The organism is Citrobacter sp. wls716 (genome assembly GCF_005280975.1).
Classification (GTDB): Bacteria; Pseudomonadota; Gammaproteobacteria; order Enterobacterales; family Enterobacteriaceae; genus Citrobacter; species Citrobacter youngae.
This window is the reverse complement of the sequence record NZ_SZWX01000050.1, coordinates 16,447-31,839: the sequence shown is the minus strand read 5'-3', so window position 1 is coordinate 31,839 and position 15,393 is coordinate 16,447. Positions and strand designations below refer to the sequence as shown.

Here is a 15,393-nt window from a genome sequence, read left to right as displayed (position 1 = left end):
TGTCGATGGAGGCGCATTATAGGGAGTTTCCTGTGGCCCGCAACCCTTAAATGACAGAAAAATGACTGACTGCTGCATTCCACAGCAAAACCCCGCCTTATACCTATTTACGCACAGAGTTATCCACAAACTCACCCATTACTTCTGCGATCCTTTCTGTATATGTACGATCTTCAGCGCTCGAAACGAGGGGCAAAATCGAAAATTAAAAATTCGCGAGCGTTGCGCAAACGTTTTCGTTACAATGCCCCCGCACAACAAGGATGCCCCGTAAGGGGCGTTAGCTGAGTTTTTAGCCAAGAATTCACCTAACGCTCTCTGTAATAGTCAAATCCAGGGGATTTACCATGCAACAACGTCGTCCAGTCCGCCGCGCTCTGCTCAGTGTTTCTGACAAGGCCGGTATCATCGAATTCGCTCAGGCACTTTCCGCACGTGGTGTGGAGCTGCTGTCTACAGGTGGCACTGCGCGCCTGTTAGCGGAGAAAGGTCTGCCAGTGACCGAAGTTTCCGATTACACCGGCTTCCCGGAAATGATGGATGGACGCGTGAAGACCCTGCATCCGAAGGTCCACGGCGGCATCCTCGGTCGTCGCGGCCAGGATGATGCCATTATGGAACAACACCACATTGCTCCTATCGATATGGTGGTTGTTAACCTGTATCCATTCGCCGAGACCGTCGCCCGCGAAGGATGTTCTCTGGAAGATGCCGTAGAGAACATTGATATCGGCGGCCCGACCATGGTGCGCTCCGCTGCCAAGAACCATAAAGATGTAGCTATCGTTGTGAAGAGCAGCGACTACGACGCCATTATTAAAGAGATGGATGCCAACGACGGTTCTCTGACCCTCGACACCCGTTTCGATCTCGCGATTAAAGCCTTCGAACACACTGCCGCTTACGACAGCATGATCGCCAACTACTTCGGCAGCATGGTTCCGGCCTACCACGGTGAAAGCAAAGAAGCCGCCGGTCGCTTCCCGCGTACGCTGAACCTGAACTTCATTAAGAAGCAGGATATGCGCTACGGCGAGAACAGCCATCAGCAGGCTGCCTTCTATATAGAAGAGAATGTTAAAGAAGCGTCCGTTGCCACCGCGCAGCAGGTTCAGGGTAAAGCGCTTTCCTACAACAACATCGCTGATACCGATGCGGCACTGGAGTGCGTGAAAGAATTCAACGAGCCAGCCTGTGTGATCGTCAAACACGCGAACCCGTGTGGTGTAGCAGTAAGTACCTCTATTCTTGACGCTTACGACCGCGCCTATAAAACCGACCCGACCTCCGCGTTCGGCGGCATCATCGCCTTTAACCGCGAGCTGGATGCTGAAACCGCGCAGGCGATCATTTCCCGCCAGTTCGTGGAAGTGATCATCGCCCCATCCGCCACCGAAGAAGCACTGAAAATTACCGCTGCCAAGCAGAACGTTCGCGTGCTGGTCTGCGGCCAATGGGCGCAGCGCGTTCCGGGCCTGGACTTTAAACGCGTTAACGGCGGCCTGCTGGTTCAGGATCGTGACCTCGGTATGGTGAGCGAAGGTGAACTGCGCGTGGTGACCAAGCGCCAGCCGACCGAGCAAGAGCTGCGTGATGCGCTGTTCTGCTGGAAAGTGGCGAAATTCGTTAAATCCAACGCCATCGTTTATGCCAAAGGCAATATGACCATCGGTATTGGCGCAGGCCAGATGAGCCGCGTTTACTCCGCCAAAATCGCCGGGATTAAAGCCGCCGACGAAGGCCTGGAAGTGAAAGGTTCCTCTATGGCTTCCGACGCTTTCTTCCCGTTCCGCGATGGAATTGATGCCGCTGCTGCCGCGGGCGTTACCTGCGTGATCCAGCCGGGCGGTTCTATCCGTGATGACGAAGTCATTGCCGCCGCAGACGAACACGGTATCGCGATGGTATTCACCGACATGCGCCACTTCCGCCATTAATTCAGGGAGCAGACGATGAAAGTTTTAGTCATTGGTAACGGCGGGCGCGAGCACGCCCTGGCCTGGAAAGCCGCACAGTCCTCGCTGGTTGATACCGTTTTTGTCGCACCGGGTAACGCCGGTACCGCACTGGAACCCACGCTGCAAAACGTGGCCATCGGCGTAACGGATATCCCGGCGCTGCTGGACTTTGCCCAGAACGAGAAGATCGATCTGACCATCGTTGGCCCGGAAGCGCCGCTGGTGATTGGCGTGGTCGATGCGTTCCGCGCCGCCGGTCTGAAAATCTTCGGCCCAACCGAAGGTGCCGCGCAGCTGGAAGGCTCCAAAGCCTTCACCAAAGATTTCCTCGCCCGTCACCAGATTCCGACGGCGGAATATCAGAACTTCACCGAAATCGAACCTGCGCTGGCTTACCTGCGCGAGAAAGGCGCGCCGATCGTTATCAAAGCTGACGGTCTGGCTGCCGGGAAAGGCGTTATCGTGGCGATGACGCTGGAGGAAGCCGAAGCCGCGGTTCATGACATGCTGGCCGGCAACGCGTTTGGCGACGCGGGCCACCGCATCGTGATTGAAGAGTTCCTCGACGGTGAAGAAGCGAGCTTTATCGTGATGGTCGACGGCGAGCACGTACTGCCGATGGCCACCAGCCAGGACCACAAACGCGTAGGTAACGGTGACACCGGCCCGAACACTGGCGGGATGGGTGCCTACTCCCCTGCTCCGGTAGTGACCGATGAAGTGCACCAGCGCACCATGGAACGCATCATCTGGCCAACCGTGAAAGGCATGGCGGCGGAAGGGAACACCTACACCGGTTTCCTGTATGCGGGTCTGATGATCGACAAGCAGGGCAACCCAAAGGTTATCGAGTTTAACTGCCGCTTCGGCGATCCGGAAACCCAGCCGATCATGCTGCGCATGAAATCGGATCTGGTGGATCTTTGCCTCGCCGCCTGTGACGGCAAGCTGAATGAGAAAACCTCCGAGTGGGACGAGCGCGCTTCGCTGGGTGTGGTCATTGCCGCCGGAGGTTATCCGGGCAATTACAATACCGGCGATGAGATCCACGGTCTGCCGCTGGAAGACGTCGCTGACGGTAAAGTGTTCCACGCGGGCACCAAACTGTCTGCAGACGATCGCGTGCTGACCAACGGTGGTCGCGTGCTGTGCGCCACCGCGCTGGGTAACACCGTGGCTGAAGCGCAGAAACGCGCTTACGCCCTGATGACCGACATCCGCTGGGATGGCAGCTTCAGCCGTAACGACATCGGCTGGCGCGCCATTGAACGCGAGCAACGCTAACGCGAAATTTTCGCCAGCAGCGTTTTACGCGTAATGCCTAACTGACGGGCGGCTTCCGTTTTATTGCCGCCCGTTTTTTCAAGCGCCGCCAGAATCACCTCCTTTTCGACATCCACCAGCGGTTGGATCTCGCCACTGAATTCCGTTTTTATCGGCGTCGCGGCAATCGCCATCGGCAGTTCACGTTCGGAAATATATTCCCCCGTCAGCAGCACCACCGAGCGCTCAATCGCATTTTCCAACTCACGAATATTGCCCGGCCAGTCATAGTGGATCAGCAGATCCATCGCCTGCGGCGTAAAGCCTTTCACCGCTTTACGGTTACGCGCGGCAAAACGCTGGAGAAAATGTTCGGCTAACAGCGGAATATCTTCCCGGCGCTGGCGCAATGCTGGCATTTCGATGGTGACGACGTTCAGGCGATAGTAGAGATCCTGGCGAAAGCGCCCGGCACTGACTTCCTCCGCCAGATCTCGATGCGTGGCGGCGATCAGCCGGACATCAACCGCAATAGTCTGGTTGCTGCCAACCCGCTGTACTTCTCGCTCCTGGATAGCCCGCAGCAGACGCACCTGCATCAGCGGTGAGATATCGCCAATTTCATCAAGAAATAACGTGCCACCATCGGCTTCCACAAAGCGCCCTTCCCGTCGTTTATCCGCCCCGGTAAACGCCCCTTTCTCGTGACCAAAAAGTTCGGACTCCAGCAGCGATTCATTAAGCGCCGCGCAGTTGAGCGTCACCAGCGGCTTATCGCGACGGGCGCTGCAGGCATGTAGCGCCCGGGCCACCAACTCTTTCCCCGTGCCGGAGTCTCCGTGGATGAGCACCGTGGCGTCCGAGGGCGCAACCATCGCGATTTCATTAAGCAACTTCTGCATCGCCGGACTGCTGCCAATCATGCCAAACTGTACCGCCGACGCCGATGGCAGTTCGGCGCCCATTTCCCGCGTATGCGCCAGCGCCTTTTCCAGCGTCTCCTGCAGACGGTCAAAATCCAGCGGCTTGATTAAATAGTCCAGCGCCCCGGTTTTAAGCGCCTCAACGGCGGTCTCTACGCTGGAGAACGCCGTCATGATCAAGACCGGAATCGCCGGATTCAGCGCTTTAATCTCTTTCAGCGTTGCGATGCCGTCCATCTCCGCCATGCGTACATCACACAGCACTAAATCAAATACGCGTTCGCGCACCTGTTCCAGCGCCGCTCGCCCGCTATAGGCCAGCGCGACCTCATAACCCCAGCCGCGCAGCAGCGCCTGTAAAATAGTGCAGTGGCTGATATCGTCATCTACTACCAGAATATTGATTTTTCCGCGCGTCATCCTTGTTAATCCTGTTGTTTCGCTTTGGTCGGCAGCCAAAGAGTAAAGGTCGCACCTTTACCCTCAACGCTTGCCACCTGAATGGTGCCACCATGCTGTTCGATAATGTTCTGCACTACCGCCAGCCCGAGGCCGGTTCCGTCAGCTTTGGTTGTAAAGTAAGGCGTAAAAATGGCCTCCAGCTGTTCCGCTGCAATTCCCTTTCCGCTATCGGTAACCACAATTTTAACGCGATCGCCGCTGCTTTCATTCGCTTCAACCGTGATCGTGCCCTGACGACCAATCGCATGAATGGCGTTCAGATACAGATTCAACAAAACCTGAGTCAGTCGGTCAGGATCGGCCTGGATAGCGGGCAGCGTAGAATTGGCCGAAAAGCGGAGCTGGATTTCCCTGCTTGCCGCATCCTGACTCACCAGGTGTAATGAGTGGGTGATAACCTCATTGAGATCCACCTGTTGCAGCGTCAGATGCGCTGGCTTCACCAGCTCCAGCAGCTCGCTCACCACCCGATTTAAACGGTCCGCTTCTTTCGCCATCACCTGAGCCAGCTCATGCGACTCGCCACCCGGCGGGGTTCGTTCGGCAAAATACTTTGCCAGACCTTTGATGGAAGACAGCGGATTGCGAATTTCATGTGCGACGCCGGCCGCCAGGTGTCCGAGCGCCAGCAGTTTTTCTTTCCGCTTCATCGCATCCTGCAATTCCTTGTACGAACGCTGATAGCGCTGATACCAGAAAAACGTAAGTACAGTTGCCAGTAGTACAGCCGCCAGCGCACAGAGGACTATCAGTGTGTTACGCCACTCTCTTGTCTGGGTCGCCGCCAGATCGCTGGCATCAAAGGCGATAAAAATGGTTTGTGCAGGGATGTTAAGCCGCCCGTCATTACTGGCGCAACTCGCCATGCCATGACGTCCTGGACCATACGTCGGCTGAAACTGGCGATAAATTTCCAGGGCCGGCGTTTTTTCACCATCCCTCACTTGAATGTCAATATTTCGCCAGCTTTCTTGCTCCCCAGGACTAAGCTGTCGCAGGACATCCGGTGAATAGAGCGTTTTCCCGACCATCGCCGAATTGCTGTGAGTCATAATGACGCCATGCTCATCCACAACGGCAAACCATAATACGCCCGGCTGTACGGCCATTTGTTCCAGCAGCGTCTGCTGTTGAGCATGATGCATGCGCATACCCATACCTACGCGCGTACCAGACTCCAGAGCGCGAATGAGCACGCTGCCTTTTTCCAGTAGCGTTTGCCGCGCGGCGCCACTTTCCCGCCCATAGTCCCGAATGGTCATAACCGAAAACCAGCCAACCAAAATCAGGATTGCCGCCAGCAAGAGTCGGCTCAACCACTTTGCCACCGTATCCTTATAAAGACGCATACGCTCTCCCTTTCCCACCGTTTCCTTTCTTCGCTTCAGGTATACAGCAGAAATCATGCCATTTTTTCCCCCTGATAACCCTGCCCTCAGACACAAACAGCTGAAAGTACCGGGTAAAAATGACCCGCTGGCGCGTTCTGGCGAGTCATTTTTACCCGTTTTCCTGCAAAGACGACGCGCACAACGCCCGCAGGGCAGGGATCAACGCTTTGGCACGGAAGATGCAAAAGAGAATGTAAGCTAACCAACAGGAGAACGAACGATGAAACGGAACAACAAACTGGCACTGATTGCACTTTCTCTTATCGCACTGGGCTCCACCCCGGTACTGGCGCAGAATCACTGGGGATATGGTGATGGAATGCAGCAACGGGGCGGTACCCCAATGACCGCTGAGCAGCAGGCTGCCGCACAGAAAATCTATGATGATTACTACTCCCAGACCAGCGCGTTGCGCCAACAGCTGACATCCAAACGTTATGAGTACAATGCACTATTAACGGCCAGCTCGCCGGACACGGCAAAAATTAATGCCGTTGCAAAAGAGATGGAAGCGTTGAATCAGTCTCTGGACGAGCAGCGCGTTAAACGCGATGTCGCAATGGCGCAGGCTGGCGTGCCACGTGGCGCGGGAATGGGCTACGGCGGATGCGGCGGTGGCGGTAACCATCGCGGCGGCGGCCATATGGGAATGGGGCACTGGTAAAAGACGTGATGCCTGATGACGCCATACGGTTCAGGCCTGCTGACTACCTGTCTTCAGGTTTTCAGAACGTTTTGGCTGTAGGCTGCCAGTGACAAAAATCTTCATTGGCGACTAGCAGTAGCTGCGACCCTTCGGGCGCTTCCAGCCATGCCACACTCACCTCTACGGATGAATGTTTCTGGCGGCGCTCGATATGGTTTATCGCCCACGACTCCAGGTCTGGCTTCAGCGTTTCACCTTCACAGGTTGTGACCGTGTTATCCGCATGCCAACGTCCCTGACGCAATATCACCCGTCCCTGACGCAGCGCATCGCTGGTCTTGCGGATTTGATCGGCACGATAGCGGTACAACGCAATTTGATCGCTGGAAAGCTGCTGCTTTTGCCCGGCGACTTCACGTTGCATGAAACTCAGTTCGCCGCGGTCATCGAAGCGGATACGAATATGTTCCGGCGGTTTACTGTAAACATTGAGTTCTATCAGAGAGAGCGTATCTCCCTGCCAGCGGTATTCACTGGTGGTGGTATCGCCGTTACGCCACGGACTCAATACCGAGAGCAAGTGAACATCGTCACTGGAATCTTTACGCCAGACGCGTACCGCCCCCTGCTCGCCAACATAACCGCTGGCCGTGAACGGAGGAAGCTCGGAATGACGACTACAGGCCGACAGCAACAGCACACCTGAAAGCCAGAGCGTATGACGCCAGATGGACAAAAGGGGCGAAACCGCCCCTTCGTTAAAACTGTTCACTGCCACGCGAATTACTTAACCGCGTCTTTCAGTGCTTTACCAGAAACAAATGCCGGTACGTTAGCTGCGGCGATTTTGATTTCTTTACCGGTCTGCGGGTTGCGGCCAGTGCGCTCAGCACGGTGGTTCACTTTGAAGGTACCGAAACCAACCAGTTGTACAGCATCGCCTTCTTTCAGAGACTCAGTAATAGCAGCCAGAGTGGATTCCAGAGCAGCTTTAGCCTGTGTTTTAGACAGTTCTGCTTTGTCTGCAATTACATCAATCAGTTGAGTCTTGTTCATAAGTTATCCTTACAATGTGTTTATCGCTTGCTAAGCATCGAGTGCGACGGAAATGCCAGAAAAGCACTCTCCTGCATACACGCACCGATAGCCACTTTTTTTCGCCCCCCAAATGTAGACCAGACCGGGGGCGGATGGGAAGCCTTCAGGCACGACAAATCAGGCGTTAAATCACGTTTTGTGGTGTCATTGCTGAAAATTTATACCAATATTGCTCTCGCCAGCCTCGCGCAGGTCTGCACGCAGCCCTTTTATCAGCTCAATATCGCGTTCTTCACAATCGGCTAAAAGTCGGAAAATTTCCCACTGAATATCCCATTCTTGCTCAACGGCAGGGTTCTCTTTGAGCTCTTCATCGGTCATTTCGCGACCAGCTTGCGTCATTTCCAGCATCGCTACTGTGGTAATTGAAGCCTTACTGACTTCAATAGCGTGTTCCAGCGTTTCACCACTCAGACGTGAATGCATCAGTTCGCTTAATGCCACACAGGCATCAATCGCCGGATAAACGCCGTACAGATCGTAATCGTCTGCAGAAGGAATGGCCTCTTCAAACTTTTCCAACTGGCTGTCGAAATTGATTTTCGCGTCTTTAACCGTCAGCGCTTCCCAAATCAGATCCAGAATTCGGCGGTAAATCTGTCCATCGCCAAATTCAGTTTGCTTGCAGAACATGGCGTAATTCGGGTACATGCGTTCGCACAGACAGGCCATAAATGTGACGTGCTGCCAGCTTTCCAGCTTCTCCAGACGCAGGTGAATCGGATTTTGTAACATGATGAGTTCTCAAATACGGAAATTAGCCGCAGTTTACCCGATATGGGGCGCTTTTGCTGCAAGCCGCGTAAAAGCCGGGCGTTCGGATGCCACCGCATCTGCCCAGCGCGTTGGTTCCGGCAGACGATAGCCGTTCATACAGCGTTGTACCCACGCCAGTGCGCTGTCCATACTCACGCGGTGACCCGTAGAGATAAACAACGGGTTACAGCGCGCTTTGCTGCGCCAGACCCACGCCAGCTGTTCGCCTTTATCCAGCAATGGTGCTAACGCGCCGGATTCGGCAGCGAGCGGCTCAAACTTGCCGCACAACCGTTTTTTCGCCACGCCAATCGTCGGGACATCCACCAGCAGACCAAAATGACTGGCTACGCCCAGGCGACGCGGGTGCGAAATGCCGTGCCCGTCAACGAACAGCAGATCTGGCTTGTGCGAGAGCAATTGCCAGGCGGCCATCAGCGCGGGGGTTTCACGAAAGGAGAGAAAACCGGGAATGTAGGGCATGGTGGTGGCGATACGCGCCACCTTGTATTCAACCAGTTCAAGCGTGGGATACTTCAGTAAGACCATCGCGGCTCGCGTCACTTCGCCACCCTGCTCAAACCCAACGTCCGCCCCGCCGATCAGAGCAGGCGGATCGTTCTTCAGACGATCCTCGCGGATCACTGAAGAGGCCAGTTCAAGCTGCTGCGCGCGTAATGACGCGAGATCCATAATGACTCCTTAGCGGTGGTACTGTTCGGACAACCGATGTACCGCCTCCACAAAGACACCCGCATGTTCTGGCGGGACGTCCTGATGAATGCCGTGGCCCAGGTTAAAGACATGCCCTTCGCCCTGACCGAATCCGGCCAGAATTGTCGCCACCTCTTCTTCGATGCGGGCTGGCGGCGCATACAGCATGGATGGATCCATATTGCCCTGCAGCGCCACTTTATGACCTACACGACGACGCGCATCGGCAATGTCAGTGGTCCAGTCGAGACCTAACGCATCACAGCCGGTTTCCGCCATCGCTTCCAGCCACTGACCGCCGCCTTTGGTAAACAGGGTCACCGGTACACGACGACCGTCGTTCTCGCGCAGCAGGCCATCAACGATTTTGTGCATGTAGTACAGGGAGAACTGCTGATAGTCGCGACCGGTCAGCACACCGCCCCATGTATCGAAAATCATCACCGACTGCGCGCCCGCTTTGATCTGCGCGTTCAGGTACAGCGTGACGCTTTTCGCCAGCTTATCCAGCAGCAGATGCAGCGCTTTAGGGTCGGCATACATCATCTTTTTAATCACGGTGAAGGCCTTGCTGCTACCGCCTTCGACCATATAGGTCGCCAGCGTCCACGGGCTACCGGAGAAACCGATCAGCGGCACCTCGCCTTTCAGTTCACGGCGAATCGTGCGCACCGCATTCATCACGTAACCCAACCCATCTTCCGGGTCCGGGATCGGCAGTTTGTCGACGTCCGCCTTGCTGGTAATCGGCGAGATAAAGCGTGGGCCTTCTCCGGCTTCAAAATAGAGCCCAAGCCCCATCGCATCGGGAATCGTCAGGATATCCGAGAAGAGGATCGCGGCATCAAGCTTATAACGACGCAGCGGCTGCAGCGTGACTTCGCAGGCCAGCTCGGCATTTTTGCACAGCGCCATAAAATCGCCCGCCTCGGCGCGGGTAGCTTTGTATTCCGGTAGATAGCGGCCCGCCTGGCGCATCATCCATACCGGAGTGACATCAACGGGCTGGCGCAGCAGCGCACGCAGATAACGATCGTTCTTCAGTTCGGTCATTTTTGCAGTTCCTTATTGCGTCAGTCCATCAGTGTATCATCACTCGTTCTTTACTCGTACTCAGCCCGACACATCGCCACAGTGTCTTCAATCAATCGCCGCGCGACGGTGCCTGGCGGGGGAAGCAGCGGTAAATCATCGTAGCGATACCAGTTCGCTTCCAGCAGTTCTTTCGGGTCGATAACAATCTCGCCGCTATCATACTCTGCCATAAATGCGGTCATCAAAGACTGTGGGAACGGCCACGGCTGAGAAGTGACATAGCGCAGGTTTTTCACCTTAATGCCGCTCTCTTCCATGACTTCACGCGCCACCGCCTGCTCAAGGGTCTCGCCCACTTCGACAAAACCCGCCAGCACGGTATGCACGCCGTTGCGATGGCGAACATGTTGGGCGAGCAGGATAGCGTCGTCACGGCGAATGGCGACGATAATACAGGGGGCAATTTGCGGGTAGTAGCGTTCCCGGCAGTGGCTGCACAGCATCGCCCATTCCGTTTTACTCGGGTGCATCGTGTGCCCACAGTAGCCGCAGAATTTATGCGAGCGGTAAAACTCGGCCAGCTGTACGCCGCGTCCGGCCAGTTGAAACAGGCCAACATCCTGGTCAATGACCTGGCGTACCGACCCCATATCGTGGCGACGTTGCTGCTGCACCAGCCAGACCGTCTCCCCTTCCCATTCGCCGATAGAAAGTGCGCGCTGCCCGATCAAATCAAAACGTGCCGCGTCGCCGTGAGGCAGCTCGCCATGAGGCAACCATAACTTTTGCTCATGACTGACAATCCACCAGCCGCTATCTAATTTTTCAATTATACGATCCATATCTCTTGCGCAACCTTTGCTTCACAGGCATGTTGTTTACATTATTTTTACATTTACGGGTGAGCAGTTCCTAAACACCATCTTGCGGAGTCAATCATGCTAAACCAGCTGGAAAGCCTGACGGAGCACGTCGGAGGAAGTAATAAACTGGTTGATCGCTGGCTACATGTACGTAAGCACCTGCTCGTGGCTTACTACAATCTGGTTGGCATTAAGCCTGGCAAAGAATCGTACATGCGACTCAATGAAAAAGCGCTGGATGATTTTTGTCAGAGCCTGGTCGATTACCTCTCCACCGGACACTTCAGTATTTATGAACGTATTCTCCATAAATTGGAAGGGAACGGGCAGCTTTTAAAAGCCACAAAAATTTGGCCGCTGCTGGAAGCCAATACGCAGCTGATCATGAACTACTATGATACCAGTCTGGAAACGGCGATTGATCATGATAACTTCCTTGAATTCCAACAGGTTTTATCAGATCTCGGCGAGGCGCTGGAAGCCCGGTTCGTGCTGGAAGATAAGCTGATCATGCTGGTATTTGACGCGATGCACGAGAGTAGTACTCTCAAACGTCATGCTTGAGATTTACGGCATTAACGCGTAGTTTACATTCATTACCTCTAAGATAGAGGTTACTTCTTGTCGGAGTGCTTATTTTCCACAACAGCATGAGTGGAAAAGGCTGAGACCGTTAATTCGGGATCCGCGGAACCTGATCAGGTTAAAACCTGCGAAGGGAACAAGAGTCAATCTGCAACCGTTCGCCTTTGGGCGATCGTCTCTCTTGCTTCATCCGTCGTCTGACAAGCCACGTCCTTACTTTTTTGGAATGAGCTATGTCTGCCACTACTAAACCATCACGCCGCGAACAGCGCGCGCAAGCCCAACACTTTATCGATACCCTGGAAGGGACCGCCTTCCCTAACTCAAAACGCATTTATATTACCGGTTCGCAGCCGGATATCCGCATCCCGATGCGCGAAATCCAGCTGAGCCCGACGCTAATTGGCGGCAGCAAAGACAATCCGCAGTTTGAAGACAACGAAGCCGTGCCTGTGTACGACACCTCCGGGCCGTATGGCGATCCTGACGTGGCGATTAACGTCCAAAAAGGCCTGGCGAAATTGCGCCAGCCGTGGATTGCGGCGCGTAACGACAGCGAAGAACTGGACGACCGCAGCTCCGCTTACACCAAAGAGCGCCTGGCCGACGATGGCCTGGACGAGCTGCGTTTCAGCGGCCTGATGACGCCAAAGCGCGCCAAAGCCGGTAAGCGCGTGACCCAGCTGCACTACGCCCGTCAGGGGATCGTCACGCCGGAGATGGAGTTTATCGCCATCCGTGAAAATATGGGCCGCGAACGTATTCGCAGTGAAGTACTGCGCCACCAGCATCCGGGGATGAACTTTGGCGCGCGCCTGCCGGAAAATATCACGCCGGAATTCGTGCGTGATGAAGTCGCTGCGGGCCGGGCGATTATTCCTGCCAACATCAACCACCCGGAATCCGAGCCGATGATCATCGGTCGCAACTTCCTGGTGAAGGTGAATGCCAACATCGGTAACTCGGCGGTCACTTCTTCTATCGAAGAAGAGGTCGAAAAACTGGTGTGGTCTACCCGCTGGGGCGCGGATACGGTGATGGACCTGTCGACCGGCCGCTATATTCACGAAACCCGCGAGTGGATCCTGCGTAACAGCCCGGTGCCGATCGGCACCGTACCGATCTACCAGGCGCTGGAGAAGGTCAATGGGATCGCCGAAGATCTCACCTGGGAAGCATTCCGTGACACGCTGCTGGAGCAGGCCGAACAGGGCGTCGACTACTTCACCATTCACGCGGGCGTGCTGCTACGCTACGTGCCGATGACTGCCAAACGCCTGACCGGTATTGTCTCACGCGGTGGTTCTATCATGGCGAAATGGTGCCTCTCGCATCACAAAGAGAACTTCCTGTTCGAACATTTCCGCGAGATTTGCGAAATTTGCGCCGCCTACGACGTCTCGCTCTCTCTCGGCGACGGCCTGCGTCCGGGTTCGGTTCAGGATGCCAACGACGAAGCGCAGTTCTCCGAACTGCATACGCTGGGCGAGCTGACCAAAATCGCCTGGGAATACGACGTGCAGGTGATGATTGAAGGCCCGGGGCATGTGCCGATGCATATGATCCAGCGCAACATGACCGAAGAGCTGGAGAGCTGCCACGAAGCGCCGTTCTACACCTTAGGGCCGTTGACGACAGATATCGCGCCGGGCTATGACCACTTCACCTCCGGCATTGGCGCGGCGATGATCGGCTGGTTTGGCTGCGCGATGCTGTGCTACGTCACGCCAAAAGAGCACCTCGGCTTGCCGAACAAAGAAGACGTGAAGCAAGGGCTGATTACCTACAAAATTGCCGCCCACGCAGCTGACTTAGCAAAAGGTCATCCGGGCGCGCAGATCCGCGACAACGCGATGTCGAAAGCGCGCTTCGAATTCCGCTGGGAAGACCAGTTTAACCTCGCGCTCGATCCGTTCACCGCCCGCGCCTATCACGATGAAACCCTGCCGCAAGAGTCCGGCAAGGTCGCCCACTTCTGCTCCATGTGCGGGCCGAAGTTCTGCTCGATGAAAATCAGCCAGGAGGTTCGCGACTACGCCGCCGCGCAGACTATTGAAGTGGGAATGGCAGACATGTCGGAGAACTTCCGCGCCAAAGGCAGTGAAATCTACCTCAAAAAAGAGGAGGCATAATGTACCAGCCTGATTTCCCGACCGTGCCGTTCCGCCTCGGGCTTTACCCGGTGGTGGACAGCGTGCAATGGATTGAACGCCTGCTGGAGGCGGGCGTACGCACGATCCAGCTGCGTATCAAAGATAAACGCGATGAAGAGGTCGAAGCCGACGTTATCGCCGCCATCGCGCTGGGGCGTCACTATGACGCCCGCCTGTTTATCAACGACTACTGGCGGCTGGCGATTAAGCACAACGCTTACGGCGTGCATCTGGGCCAGGAAGACCTTGAAACCACCGACCTGAAGGCCATTCAGGCGGCGGGGCTGCGCCTGGGTGTCTCCACTCACAATGATATGGAGATCGACGTCGCGCTCGCCGCTAAGCCTTCTTATATCGCACTCGGCCACGTTTTCCCTACGCAAACCAAGCAGATGCCTTCCGCCCCGCAGGGGCTGACACAGCTGGCAGGCCATATTGAACGACTGGCAGATTACCCGACCGTGGCGATTGGCGGTATCAGCCTTGAGCGCGCCCCGTCGGTGCTGGCGACCGGCGTCGGCAGCATTGCCGTGGTCAGCGCTATCACCCTGGCGGCCGACTGGCAGGCAGCCACGGCGCAACTGCTCGACATAGCAGGAGTCGGCGATGAATGACCGCGACTTTATGCGTTACAGCCGGCAGATCCTGCTCGGCGATATCGCGATTGAGGGCCAACAAAAGCTGCTCGACAGCCATGTGCTGATTGTCGGTTTAGGCGGGTTAGGTTCGCCTGCCGCGCTGTATCTGGCGGGAGCAGGTATCGGCAAACTGACGCTGGTAGACGATGACGACATTCATTTGAGCAATCTGCAGCGCCAGATCCTGTTTACCACTGATGATATCGCGCATTCAAAATCGCAAATTGCCCAGCAGCGCCTGACGCGGCTCAACCCGGATATCGAACTGGTATCGCTCCAGCAGCGACTGAAAGGCGATGCGCTCCGGCATGCGGTAGCGCGTGCCGACGTGGTGCTCGACTGTACCGACAACATGGCCACGCGTCAGGAAATTAACGCCGCCTGCGTGTCGCTGAATACACCTTTGGTTACCGCCAGCGCCGTCGGTTTCGGCGGCCAGTTGATGGTGCTCACGCCACCGTGGGAGCAAGGTTGTTACCGCTGCCTGTGGCCGGATGATGTCGAACCTGAACGCAACTGCCGCACCGCCGGGATCGTCGGCCCGGTGGTTGGCGTGATGGGTACTTTGCAAGCGCTGGAGGCCATCAAACTGCTTAGCGGCATTGCAACGCCCAGCGGCGAGTTACGCCTGTTTGACGGTAAAACCAGCCAATGGCGCAGCCTTGCGCTGCGTCGGGCCAATGGCTGCCCGGTATGCGGAGGGCAACATGCAGATTCAGTTCAATGATGAGCCGATGCAGTGCGCCGAGGGACAAACCGTCAGCGGGCTGCTCACCGAGCTTAATCAGCTCAAACCGGGCGCGGCGCTGGCGCTCAATCAGCAGATCCTGCCGCGCGAGCAGTGGCAGCAGCACATCGTGCAGGAAGGCGACCAGATCCTGCTTTTTCAGGTTATTGCAGGGGGTTGA

The 15,393-nt window shown here is 55.9% G+C and carries 17 protein-coding genes and 1 riboswitch; of the genes, 9 read left to right on the top strand and 8 right to left on the bottom strand.

Annotation, left to right across the window (positions count from 1 at the left end):
* The first annotated feature begins 347 nt into the window (after positions 1–347).
* Together purH and purD are read left to right on the top strand one after the other, a co-directional pair.
* Positions 348–1,937 carry a bifunctional phosphoribosylaminoimidazolecarboxamide formyltransferase/IMP cyclohydrolase gene (gene purH, locus FDX24_RS18835; protein WP_137364763.1) on the top strand — a complete coding sequence of 530 codons (1,590 nt, stop codon included), beginning with the start codon at positions 348–350 and terminating at the stop codon, positions 1,935–1,937.
* A gap of 15 nt (positions 1,938–1,952) precedes the next feature.
* Positions 1,953–3,242, top strand: coding sequence for a phosphoribosylamine--glycine ligase (purD, locus tag FDX24_RS18830; protein WP_137364762.1), 1,290 nt, complete (start codon positions 1,953–1,955; stop codon positions 3,240–3,242).
* Here the strand turns inward: purD and zraR are convergent.
* Positions 3,239–4,564, bottom strand: a complete 1,326-nt coding sequence (zraR, locus tag FDX24_RS18825; protein ID WP_101743144.1) for a sigma-54-dependent response regulator transcription factor ZraR — start codon at positions 4,562–4,564, stop codon at positions 3,239–3,241. The genes purD and zraR overlap by 4 nt on opposite strands.
* Before the next feature lie 5 nt (positions 4,565–4,569).
* Positions 4,570–5,955, bottom strand: a complete 1,386-nt coding sequence (gene zraS, locus FDX24_RS18820) for a two-component system sensor histidine kinase ZraS (RefSeq protein ID WP_137364761.1) — start codon at positions 5,953–5,955, stop codon at positions 4,570–4,572.
* Positions 5,956–6,010: 55 nt separating this feature from the next.
* Between zraS and FDX24_RS18815 the strand changes: the two genes are divergently transcribed.
* Both FDX24_RS18815 and zraP read left to right on the top strand, forming a co-directional pair.
* On the top strand, positions 6,011–6,199 hold the full coding sequence (locus FDX24_RS18815) for a hypothetical protein (RefSeq protein ID WP_137364760.1): 189 nt from the start codon (positions 6,011–6,013) through the stop codon (positions 6,197–6,199).
* Between the two features lie 18 nt (positions 6,200–6,217).
* The gene (gene zraP / locus FDX24_RS18810; RefSeq protein WP_032945657.1) at positions 6,218–6,661 is read left to right on the top strand and encodes a zinc resistance sensor/chaperone ZraP; all 444 of its coding nucleotides are present in this window, start codon (positions 6,218–6,220) and stop codon (positions 6,659–6,661) included.
* Positions 6,662–6,722: 61 nt separating this feature from the next.
* Here zraP and FDX24_RS18805 read toward each other — a convergent pair whose 3' ends face one another.
* The 6 genes from FDX24_RS18805 to nudC form a co-directional block, all read right to left on the bottom strand.
* Positions 6,723–7,415, bottom strand: a complete 693-nt coding sequence (locus tag FDX24_RS18805) for a DUF1481 domain-containing protein (RefSeq protein WP_061068788.1) — start codon at positions 7,413–7,415, stop codon at positions 6,723–6,725.
* A gap of 11 nt (positions 7,416–7,426) precedes the next feature.
* Positions 7,427–7,699, bottom strand: a complete 273-nt coding sequence (gene hupA, locus FDX24_RS18800) for a nucleoid-associated protein HU-alpha (RefSeq protein ID WP_001044509.1) — start codon at positions 7,697–7,699, stop codon at positions 7,427–7,429.
* A 186-nt stretch (positions 7,700–7,885) separates the two neighbouring features.
* A complete protein-coding gene (locus FDX24_RS18795) occupies positions 7,886–8,476 on the bottom strand; it encodes a YjaG family protein (RefSeq protein WP_003842015.1) in 591 nt (196 codons plus the stop codon).
* Positions 8,477–8,509: 33 nt separating this feature from the next.
* Complete coding sequence (gene nfi, locus FDX24_RS18790) at positions 8,510–9,190, bottom strand: deoxyribonuclease V (RefSeq protein WP_137364759.1); 681 nt, start codon at positions 9,188–9,190, stop codon at positions 8,510–8,512.
* Between the two features lie 9 nt (positions 9,191–9,199).
* A complete protein-coding gene (hemE, locus tag FDX24_RS18785; protein WP_137364758.1) occupies positions 9,200–10,264 on the bottom strand; it encodes a uroporphyrinogen decarboxylase in 1,065 nt (354 codons plus the stop codon).
* 50 nt (positions 10,265–10,314) lie between these two features.
* Positions 10,315–11,088, bottom strand: a complete 774-nt coding sequence (gene nudC, locus FDX24_RS18780; protein WP_048214113.1) for an NAD(+) diphosphatase — start codon at positions 11,086–11,088, stop codon at positions 10,315–10,317.
* A 96-nt stretch (positions 11,089–11,184) separates the two neighbouring features.
* Between nudC and FDX24_RS18775 the strand changes: the two genes are divergently transcribed.
* The 5 genes from FDX24_RS18775 to thiS all read left to right on the top strand — a co-directional run bounded on the left by FDX24_RS18775 (position 11,185) and on the right by thiS (position 15,393).
* Complete coding sequence (locus tag FDX24_RS18775; RefSeq protein WP_043018026.1) at positions 11,185–11,673, top strand: Rsd/AlgQ family anti-sigma factor; 489 nt, start codon at positions 11,185–11,187, stop codon at positions 11,671–11,673.
* A gap of 51 nt (positions 11,674–11,724) precedes the next feature.
* Positions 11,725–11,847: riboswitch (TPP riboswitch) on the top strand.
* Between the two features lie 80 nt (positions 11,848–11,927).
* Positions 11,928–13,826, top strand: a complete 1,899-nt coding sequence (gene thiC / locus FDX24_RS18770) for a phosphomethylpyrimidine synthase ThiC (protein ID WP_137364757.1) — start codon at positions 11,928–11,930, stop codon at positions 13,824–13,826.
* Positions 13,826–14,461, top strand: coding sequence for a thiamine phosphate synthase (thiE, locus tag FDX24_RS18765; protein WP_137364756.1), 636 nt, complete (start codon positions 13,826–13,828; stop codon positions 14,459–14,461). The genes thiC and thiE overlap by 1 nt, the downstream gene beginning before the upstream one ends.
* Complete coding sequence (locus tag FDX24_RS18760) at positions 14,454–15,212, top strand: HesA/MoeB/ThiF family protein (protein WP_137364755.1); 759 nt, start codon at positions 14,454–14,456, stop codon at positions 15,210–15,212. The genes thiE and FDX24_RS18760 overlap by 8 nt, the downstream gene beginning before the upstream one ends.
* The gene (gene thiS / locus FDX24_RS18755; protein WP_048214117.1) at positions 15,193–15,393 is read left to right on the top strand and encodes a sulfur carrier protein ThiS; all 201 of its coding nucleotides are present in this window, start codon (positions 15,193–15,195) and stop codon (positions 15,391–15,393) included. Before FDX24_RS18760 ends, thiS begins: the two co-directional genes overlap by 20 nt.